This is a genomic window from Acidovorax sp. LjRoot204, assembly GCF_056175785.1.
Genome location: NZ_JBGFFF010000020.1, coordinates 35,750 through 45,187 on the forward strand (window position 1 = coordinate 35,750; position 9,438 = coordinate 45,187).

9 protein-coding genes are annotated in these 9,438 nt (G+C 64.9%); 2 read left to right on the forward strand and 7 right to left on the reverse strand.

Features of this window, described 5'->3' with window-relative positions; genetic code table 11:
- From AC04MI_RS06365 to AC04MI_RS06395, 7 genes are all read right to left on the reverse strand, one after another.
- Complete coding sequence (locus AC04MI_RS06365) at positions 1-783, reverse strand: ABC transporter ATP-binding protein (RefSeq protein WP_476497381.1); 783 nt, start codon at positions 781-783, stop codon at positions 1-3.
- On the reverse strand, positions 780-2,687 hold the full coding sequence (locus AC04MI_RS06370) for an ABC transporter permease (RefSeq protein WP_476497383.1): 1,908 nt from the start codon (positions 2,685-2,687) through the stop codon (positions 780-782). Before AC04MI_RS06370 ends, AC04MI_RS06365 begins: the two co-directional genes overlap by 4 nt.
- Positions 2,688-2,854: 167 nt before the next feature.
- Positions 2,855-4,066, reverse strand: a complete 1,212-nt coding sequence (locus AC04MI_RS06375) for an ABC transporter substrate-binding protein (RefSeq protein WP_436076579.1) — start codon at positions 4,064-4,066, stop codon at positions 2,855-2,857.
- 80 nt (positions 4,067-4,146) lie between these two features.
- Positions 4,147-4,731, reverse strand: a complete 585-nt coding sequence (locus AC04MI_RS06380) for an amino acid synthesis family protein (protein WP_063461058.1) — start codon at positions 4,729-4,731, stop codon at positions 4,147-4,149.
- Between the two features lie 55 nt (positions 4,732-4,786).
- Positions 4,787-5,428, reverse strand: a complete 642-nt coding sequence (locus AC04MI_RS06385) for an amino acid synthesis family protein (protein ID WP_476497385.1) — start codon at positions 5,426-5,428, stop codon at positions 4,787-4,789.
- 21 nt (positions 5,429-5,449) lie between these two features.
- Positions 5,450-6,370 (reverse strand): UPF0280 family protein, encoded by a 921-nt coding sequence (locus AC04MI_RS06390; protein WP_476497386.1) that lies wholly within the window; start codon positions 6,368-6,370, stop codon positions 5,450-5,452.
- A gap of 12 nt (positions 6,371-6,382) precedes the next feature.
- The gene (locus AC04MI_RS06395; RefSeq protein WP_436076581.1) at positions 6,383-8,002 is read right to left on the reverse strand and encodes a 6-hydroxynicotinate reductase; all 1,620 of its coding nucleotides are present in this window, start codon (positions 8,000-8,002) and stop codon (positions 6,383-6,385) included.
- Between the two features lie 175 nt (positions 8,003-8,177).
- Between AC04MI_RS06395 and fdxA the strand changes: the two genes are divergently transcribed.
- Complete coding sequence (gene fdxA / locus AC04MI_RS06400) at positions 8,178-8,507, forward strand: ferredoxin FdxA (protein ID WP_056057161.1); 330 nt, start codon at positions 8,178-8,180, stop codon at positions 8,505-8,507.
- 66 nt (positions 8,508-8,573) lie between these two features.
- Positions 8,574-9,350 carry a ferredoxin--NADP reductase gene (locus AC04MI_RS06405; RefSeq protein ID WP_476497388.1) on the forward strand — a complete coding sequence of 259 codons (777 nt, stop codon included), beginning with the start codon at positions 8,574-8,576 and terminating at the stop codon, positions 9,348-9,350.
- The last annotated feature ends 88 nt before the right edge of the window (positions 9,351-9,438 follow it).

Sequence of the window (9,438 nt, forward strand, 5' to 3'; positions counted from 1 at the left end):
TCATGCCGCCTCCGCATTGGCTGCGGCTTTCTTCTCAAACGTCTTGCCGGTGCCGAAGTAGACCTCCTGCACCTTGGGGTGGTCGCGCAACTCCAGCGGCTTGCCCTCGGCAATCAGCCGCCCGCGCGCCAGCACGATCATGCGGTCCGCATAGGCRAACACCACGTCCATGCTGTGCTCGGTGAASAGCACSGCCAKGYTRCGSTSGAYCACSAGCTSCTTGGTCAGCGCCATSAGYKMGTTGCGCTCCTTSGGCGCCATGCCGGCGGTGGGYTCGTCCATSARCAGCAGCTTGGGMGCGTTGGCCATSGCRATCGCSAGCTCKACGCGCTTSACRTCGCCATAGGCSAGCWCGCTGCAGGGCCGGTCGGCCTGCGMCTTCATGCCSACCTGGTCGAGCARCGCCAGSGCTTCKTCGCGCTTGTGGTCGGCAGCCCTGCGCCACATGGAGAACAGCAGACCGTCGTTGGAGATCAGTGCCATCTGCACGTTCTCSRCSACSGTSAGCGAKGCAAAGGTTTCGGCGATCTGRAAGGTGCGGCCCACSCCCWTGCGCCAGATGTCGCGGGGCTTGCGGCCCACCAGCTCCTGGCCGTTGAGTTGGATGGAGCCTGCATCGGCAGGCAGCTGGCCGTTGACCATGTTGAAGGTGGTGGACTTGCCCGCGCCGTTGGGGCCAATCAGCGCCAGCAGCTCGCCAGCCGCCAGTTCGAAGTGGATGCCATCCACCGCCTTGACGCCGCCAAACGATTTGCCCAGACCGGTGACTTTGAGGAGGCTCATGCTGCGCCCTCCTTGGTGTTCTTGGCGTCGCGCATGTTGTCAAAAATCTGTTTGATGGTGCCAGCGATGCCCTGCGGAAACAGCAGCACCAGGATGAGGATGATGGCGCCCAGCATGGCGCGCCAGTAGTCGGTGTTGCGCGCCACGGTGTCGTGCAGCCAGGTGAAGGTGACCGCGCCCACCACSGGGCCCGCSAGCGTCTGGATGCCACCGAGCAGCACCATCACCAACCCGTCCACCGATTTGCCCACGGCCAGCGACTCCGGCGAAATGCTGCCCTTSGARAAMGCATASAGCGCCCCKGCCARCCCWGCMGCCGYRCCCGCMAYSACAAACGCCGYCCACTGCATGCGCTTGACGTCGATGCCGATSGCRTCGGCSCGCAGCACMGARTCGCGCCCCGCGCGCAGYGCATAGCCRAACGGCGAGAACAGCACGCGGCGCAGCCACCACACCCCTGCCCCCACCAACGCCAGCGTGAGCCAGTAATACATGCGCTTGTCTGCCAGCCAGGCCGCAGGCCACACGCCTGTGAGGCCGTTGCTGCCCCCCGTGAAACTGTCCCACTGGTAGGTGATGGCCCAGGTGATCTGGGCAAAGGCCAGCGTCAGCATGGCCAGGTACACACCCGACAGCCGCACCGCAAACCACCCGTAGACAAACGCCCCGGCCGCCGCCACCAGCGGCGCCACCACCAGTGCGATCTCCATCGGTAGCCCGAGCGAGCGCACCAGCAGGGCCGCGCCATAGGCGCCCAGCCCGAAGTAGGCGGCATGGCCGAAGGAGTGCATGCCCGCAGGCCCCATGATGAAGTGAAGGCTGGCCGCAAACAGCGCTGCRATCAGCAGGTCAATCAGCAACACCGTGGTGTACGGCGACTGCGCGGTCAGCAGCGGGGCTGCCGCCAGCAGCAGGCCCAGCACGGCGGCCGCCACCAGGTAGGCCCTGCCAGGCCGACGCAGCGGCTCYTCCTGCATGCCCACGTAGCGGCTGGGCGCCTGCGGSCKGCCGARCAGGCCCCASGGGCGCCASACCAGCACCACCGCCATCACCAGAAAATCCACCACCAGGGTCAGCTTGGAAAACGACACACTCAGGCCAAACACATCGACCACACCCAGCCAGATGCAGATGGCCTTGATCTCGGAGATCAGCAGGGCGGCGGCGTACGCGCCCGGAATGGAGCCCATGCCACCCACCACCACCACCACGAAGGCAGCACCGATGGTGTGCAGGTCCATCTCCAGCGTCGCGGGCTCACGCGGCAGTTGCAGTGCGCCACCCAGCCCGGCCAGCATCGCGCCCAGCGCAAACACGGCCGTGAACAACCAGGCCTGGTTGACGCCCAGGGCGCTCACCATCTCGCGGTCTTGTGTAGCGGCACGCACCAGCGTGCCAAACCGGGTGCGCGTGAGGAGCAGCCAGACCGCACCCAGCACCAGCGGACCGACCACGATGAGGAACAGGTCGTAGCTGGGAAACTGCCGCCCGAGCAGGCTCACGGAGCCTGAAAGGYCCGGCGCGCGCGGGCCCAGCAGTTCGTCAGGGCCCCAGAGCCACAGCACGGCGTCCTTGATGACSAGCACCAGYGCAAASGTGGCCAGCAGCTGGAACAGCTCGGGCGMCTTGTAGATGCGGCGCAGCAGCACCAYCTCGATCAGCGCCCCCAGCACGCCGACGATCAGCGCGGCCAGCGGCAAGGCCACCCAGAAGCCCAGGGCACCGCTCAGGCGCTCGACCAGCGAGTACGCGACGTAGATGCCCACCATGAAGAACGAGCCATGGGCAAAGTTCACGATGCGGGTGACGCCAAAGATCAGCGACAGACCCGCCGCCACGAGGAACAGCGACGACGCGCTCGCCAGCCCGTTGATGAGCTGGACGATGAAACCCGAAAAACTCATGTTCGAAAAACCCTCAAGTCATCACCACCCGTGTTGCGCATCGCTCGCAGCACATGAAAGAAGCCAGGCGCGCCCCCGCCAGCGCCACCAGAAATCCGGCTGCGCCGGACTGCCGGTAGCGTCTGCTGGGACCGAGGCGCAGCAGGCGCCTCAGACTCCTAGGGGAATCAATCAGCGCTTCGTGACTTCTTCACGTCGGCAGCGGAAGGCTGGTACTTGGCATCGGCGCCATCCAGGTAGACGTAGTCCACCATCACGCCCTTGCCGCCTTCGTTCTTGGTGCGGCCAACAAACGCGCCCATGGTGGCCTGGTGGTCTTCAGGACGGTAGGTGATCTTGCCGAACGGGGTGTCTACCTGCAGACCCTTGAAGGCTGCGACCAGCTTGTCGGTGTCAGTGCTCTTGGCTTTGGCAATACCGGCTGCAGCCGACTTGATCATGCTGTAGCCCACCACCGAGCCCAGGCGCGGGTAGTCCTTGAACTTGGCCTGGTATGCCTGCTCGAACGCCTTGTGTGCGGGGGTGTTGATGCCGTACCAGGGATAGCCGGTCACCAGCCAGCCGTTGGGGGCCTCGTCTTTCAGGGGGTCCATGTATTCGGGCTCGCCCGTCAACACGCTGACCACCTCGATGCCCTTGAAGAGGCCGCGCGTGTTGCCTTCGCGCACGAACTTCGACAGGTCCGCGCCAAACAGCACGTTGAAGACGGCGTCGGGCTTGGCATCGGACAGCGCTTGCACGACGCTGCCGGCATCCACGCGGCCCAGCGGTGTGGCTTGCTCAGCCACAAACTCCACGTCGGGCTGGGCGGCCTTGAGCAGTTGCTTGAACGCCGCCACGGCAGACTGCCCGTACTCGTAGTTGGGGTAGACCACGGCCCAGCGCTTTTTCTTCATCTTGGCGGCCTCGGGTACCAGCATGGCGGCCTGCATGTAGGTGCCGGGACGCAGGCGGAAGGTGTACTGGTTGCCACCCTGCCAGGTCATCTTGTCGGTCAGCGGCTCGCCCGCGAGAAAGAAGAACTTCTTCTGCTTTGCAAAGTCGGCCACTGCGAGGCCGGTGTTCGACAGGAAGGTGCCAGCCAGCACATCGACCTTCTCGCGCGACACCAGCTCTTCGGCCACGCGAACAGCGTCGCCGGGGTTGGCGTTGTCGTCGCGCGTGATCAGTTCGATCTTCTTGCCATTGACGCCGCCCGCAGCGTTGATCTCATCAACCGCCAGCTCCATGCCCTTCTTGTAGGGCTCSAGGAAAGCGGGCTGCGCCTTGTAGCTGTTGACCTCGCCAATCTTGATCACGCCCTGGGCAAAAACAGGGGCCAGGGTAAGGGCCAATGCAGCCGCAGCCGTGGCACGCATGAGGTTTCGTCGCATCATCATGGGGAGACTCCTGAAGGATGGTTGGAGAGAGATCGAACGGGGGTGAGACAGGACAGGTGTGTGTTGTACGCGCGCCGGGCTCAGCGCAGGCCGTCAACGCCTTTTATTTCAGAGGCCGTGAGGCCGCCGACACGTGGCAACGGCCGCCCGCTGTCGGTCACGACAACGGCCACCACGATTTCATTGGCCCGCGGGGCATCGGCTACACGGGCTTCCATGGCGTCGAAATGGCTGCGCACGTAAGCCGCATCCTTGTGGCCCAGGGGCACGTCGATGGCTGTGCCGAGGCCGCCCATCTTCTTGCTGGATGGGACCAACGCGGCACCCTTCTCGACAGCCACACGCAGTGGTGCGCCCAGCTTGGGGTGGAGGATGGCGGCGGCGTGCTCCAGCTCGCCCGCCTCGCCCACGATGGCGGCCTTGCCGTAGCTGTGCGCATCGCCCGGGGCAATGCCCAGGGCCTGCACGCAGCGGGCGCCCAGAAGGCCTCCCAGCTCCTCGCCGATGGCGATGAGTTCGTCGAGGTTTTCCACATAACGTCCCGCAAAGGGGTTCTCGATCACGGCCATGGCCAGCGCCTTGCGCACCGGGGGCTGAACGTCACGCCCCATTTCCACGCGGACCTCGTCGGTCTGGACGATGATCTTTCGAATCTTGGCTGGCATTTTTTGGCTCCTTGGGATCTTGTCTTGTTCGATGGTGTGCGGGTCGGCGGGCGGCTCAGCGCAGGCCGTTCCACTGGCTGATGTCTGCCGCCTTGAGCCCACCGACGCGGGCGTGGATGCGCGGACCCGTGGTCATGGCAAGTATGAACACGATCTCATCGGCAGAGGGCGCGCCGGGAACACGCACTTCGATCGCGTCGAAATGGCTGCGTACGTAGCTGGCGTTGATATGGGTCAGCGGCACATCCAGCGCTGCACCGGGGCCGCCCACTTTCTTGGTSGAGGGCACGATGGACAGCGCATTSSCGGGCTGSCCGGTCTTCTCTTCSGCCTKGCCCKYGGYGTAGGCSKYGCGGTCGCCCTTCCARCCSAGCAGTTCGCGCATSGCRTAGCCGCCGGGCACATGCCASAGCGCGCCGTGTTCCAGCTCACCCGCCGCGCCCACGATGGCGCCTTTGCCATAGGTCTCGATGCGCTCGGCAGGCACCGCCATGGCCTTCAGGAGGCGCTGGGCCATGTCCAGCCCCACGTCCTGCAGCGCGTCCATCATSGGSAGGATGTCGGGCTCGTASCGMCCCGCAAASGGRTTKGTCAGCACCGCGCCGATGGCACCGCGCASCAGCGGCACGTCGGCCACCGGCCCGAATTCGTGCCGGATTTCCTCAAGATGGGTGAAAACGCGTCGTATCTGGATCATTCTGGAGACCTGTGCATTTCGTTAAGCAAATACTGAACCAACTTCCGATGCCACCGCCGGATCCCGGGGCCATACCGCATCCGCCAGCGCCTGGGGCGCCGAGGTCGCCACGAACTGCCCCTGGCACGCCAGCAGCGCAAACCACAGCAGGCCGCTGGACTGCAATTCTTGCGCTTTTTGCAGCCCCTGGTGCAATGCCCGGGCCACCAGCTCCCTGGGCAAGGCAGGGACATCCACGGTGACAGGAATGGCCCCCAGGTCACTGTCGTCCCGCACCTGCCACGCGGGCCTGTGCACAATCCGCGCATCGGCCACATCCACCGCGTTGGCCACGATGGTTGCGGCCGCATCGGCCTGCGCCGCCGAACGCGCCAGCACCGTGACGCTGTCCGCAATGCCCAGCGACTGGCTGCGCCCGCGCCACCCACTGGTGGCCACACCGCGCACCGGCATGGCGCTGTCGATGCGGATCTGCCCATCCAGCACCAAGCCGTTGCGCATCTGTGCAGCGTTGAGTGCAGCGATATCAGCGTACACCCCCACCGTGACCGACTGGCCCGGCGCCAGGTGCAGCGCAATGTCGCCCCCATTGTTGACCCAGGCGCGGTCTATGCCTTGCTGGTCGTAGCACGCCAGAATTTCCTGGGCCACCGCACCCGCCACCGCAGCCATCGACGTGATGAAGCCTGCGCGGTAGGGGCTGCAGGCCGCCCACATGCGACGCGCCACCACGCCCTGCAACGTGCAGTGCGCACCCACCGGCGCCCGCAGGCCAGGGAGTTCACTCACCAGCTCCTGCAGCAGCCCTTCAAAACGTTGCCAGGCGCGCTCGTGCGCGTGGGCCACGGCGTCGCGCGCCCCTTCGGCCTGAAGGATGAGGTCCATCGGGCCATGCTGGAAATGCCAGCGGCCGTCGGAAAGGAGTTTGCGGCAAGCGTTCACAGCGCGGCTCACTCAGCCTAGCAGGGGTGGGCGGCCCAGCGGCCACGGATTGGCCGCGGGCAAGGTCTGCCACACGCGCGCCTGCGGCGCACCGTCGTTGTGCCACGCACCGCGCTCCAGCACTTCGCGCAGGCTGCGAATTTGTTCGGTGTGCCCGCCCAGCGCTTCGTAGTCCGCGCGGCGCATGCTGAACTCGATGGGTGCCACGATGGCGGGCGTGGGCACGGTGCCAAAGCTGTTGTCCGGCATGCGCAGCACGTCGGCCATCACGGTGATACCGCCGCCCGGCCATACATAGGCAGGGGCACCGCCACAGGTCACGTTGACCAGCGCGTTTTTGATGGAGCGCGTGAGCAGCACCGGGTTCTCGGTGACCCCCGCGCGCAGGCTGCCGCCGGCTCCGCCAAGGAACAGCACAGACGCCAGCGAGGGCTCGCAGTTTTCGCCGATGCGGTCCACGATGCGGCGCACCTCGGCCGGCATTTCGGCTTCGACCGGATGGAGTTGCTCGTCCAGCACGTACCAGGAGGCATGCTCCCCGGTGGTGGAGGTCATCAACAAGCGCAGCCCCGGCCAGGCCACGGATTCGTCCCAACCCTCAATGATGGACAGCGGGTCGGCAATGTCGGTGCCGCCCCAGCCGATGCCCGGGTTGGCCACCTGAAAGTAACGGCCCGGTGTGGACTTGCGCCCGCGCATCTGGATGCCCGAAGGCTTCATGTCGAGGCAACGGCCCGCCTGGTGCTCGGTGAGCACGCCGGTGATGTGGTCGTCCACCACCACCACCTCGTCCGCATGGCCGAAGAACTGGCGCGCAAAGATGCCAATGGCCGCCGAGCCGCAGCCCACGCGCATGCGCTCCTCGGCCACACCGTTGACGATGGGCGCACGCCCCGCCTGGATCACGAGCTGCGAGCCGCCGTCGATGGTGAACTCCACCGCCTGCTTGTTGCCCAGCGCCTGCATCATCTCGGCGGTGATGCGGCCTTCTTTCTTGGTGCCACCCGTGAGGTGGTGCACACCACCCAGCGACAGCATCTGCGAGCCGTACTCTGCCGTGGTCACATGGCCCACCACCTCGCCCTTGCAGCGCACGTTGGCCTGCTCGGAGCCGAGGAAGCGGTCGGTGTCGATCTTCACCTTGAAGCTGCAGTAGCTGAAGATGCCCTCGGTGACCACGGTGACCATGTCCACGCCATCGGTCTGGGAACCCACGATGAAGGGCGCCGGCTTGTAGTCGGGRTAGGTGGTGGACGAGCCCACGCCSGTCACGAACACCTCTTCAGACAGCAGCAGGTCGCCGTTCCATTTGGGTGCTGGAACCACTGCGGTCTCAGCGTCTTGTGCAGCCGGGGCGCGGCCCGCAAACGGCACCAGCGTCGCCTCGCCCGCCTCCAGGGTCTTGCGCAGCAGCACCACCGGGTCCAGCCGCACGAGCACGCCCGCGTGGTTGGCATAACGGTCGCAGGCCCCTGCGCGGCCTTCGGAAATCTGGCACAGCACCGGACACGCATTGCACTCGACTTTGGCAGCGTTCATGCGCTCGTTGCGGGGCCGGGCGCGCTCGAGCACCTGCGGCAGATCCGGCGCATCCATGCCAGGTAGCCCGTCGGTCTTGGTGTGTTCAGTCATCGTGGCGGCCCATTCATTGCATTGTGGCAAGTGCTTGTACGCGCATTGCATTTTGTGTAGCATTCACTTAAATTAAATGTTGTGAACACTACATTCGATGTCAATGTAGCGGAATCAATCAGACTCTGCAATGGTGTTTTTGCGCCCCCAAAAATGGTGCATGAGGAGCCCCAAAATGACGCACGTTGTGACAGACGCCTGCATTCGGTGCAAGTACACCGACTGCGTCGATGTGTGCCCTGTCGATTGCTTCAAGGAAGGGCCGGAATACCTGGTCATTGACCCGGACGAATGCATCGACTGCGCGGTGTGCATTCCGGAGTGCCCGGCCAACGCCATCTATGCCGAAGACGACCTGCCCGAAGGCATGGAAATCTTTCTGCAGTTCAACAAAAAGCTGGCGCCCACGCTCCCCACAATCACCAAAAGAAAAGCGGCTTTGCCAGATGCGGAACAATGGAGGGTTGTGAGCCACAAGCTTTCAGGCCTGAACATTGCGCTGTAGAGCGCATGGGGCCCTGCTCTTCAGCCAAATTCCTTATTTGCTTCCAACTTTTCCATCTAACGCACCATGAGCGCCTTTCTTGACGAACGCGTCCTGACGGTCCACCACTGGACGGACCGCCTTTTCTCCTTCACCACCACGCGCGACACCGCGCTGCGCTTCTCCAACGGCCATTTCACGATGATTGGCCTGCGCGGCGAAAACGGCAAACCCCTGCTGCGCGCCTATAGCATCGTGAGCCCCAACTACGAAGAGCACCTGGAGTTCCTCTCCATCAAGGTGCMSGACGGCCCGYTGACCTCGCGCCTGCAGCACATCAAGGTGGGCGACACCATCGTGGTCGGCAAGAAGCCCACAGGCACCCTGCTGATCGACTACCTGCTGCCCGCCAAGCGGCTGTACATGCTCTCCACCGGCACGGGCGTGGCCCCGTTCMTGAGCTTSATCCGCGACCCCGASACKTATGAGAAGTTCGAGSARGTCATCCTGGTGCACGGCGTGCGCSAGGTSRASGAGCTGGCCTACCACGACTACATCACGCAGGAGCTGCCACAACACGAGTTCCTGGGCGAGATGGTCACCAAGCAGCTCAAGTACTACCCCACCGTGACGCGCGAGCCCTTCAAGCACCAGGGCCGTGTGACCACCGTGATCGAAAACGGCCAGATGGCCCGCGACCTGGGCCTGCCCGCACTCAACCCCACCGAAGATCGCGTGATGATCTGCGGCAGCCCCGAAATGCTGCGCGACCTCAAGCACATGATGGAAGAGCGTGGCTTCAAGGAAGGCAACACCWCGAAGCCKGGCGACTTCGTGRTCGAGCGCGCGTTCGCAGAGCAGTGATCCCCCGGCGGCCCCCTTACCGGGGGCCCGCCTCATCCACCAGGACCCGCCATGTCTGCCACTCCCACCAAGACCCGGACCGCGTCCC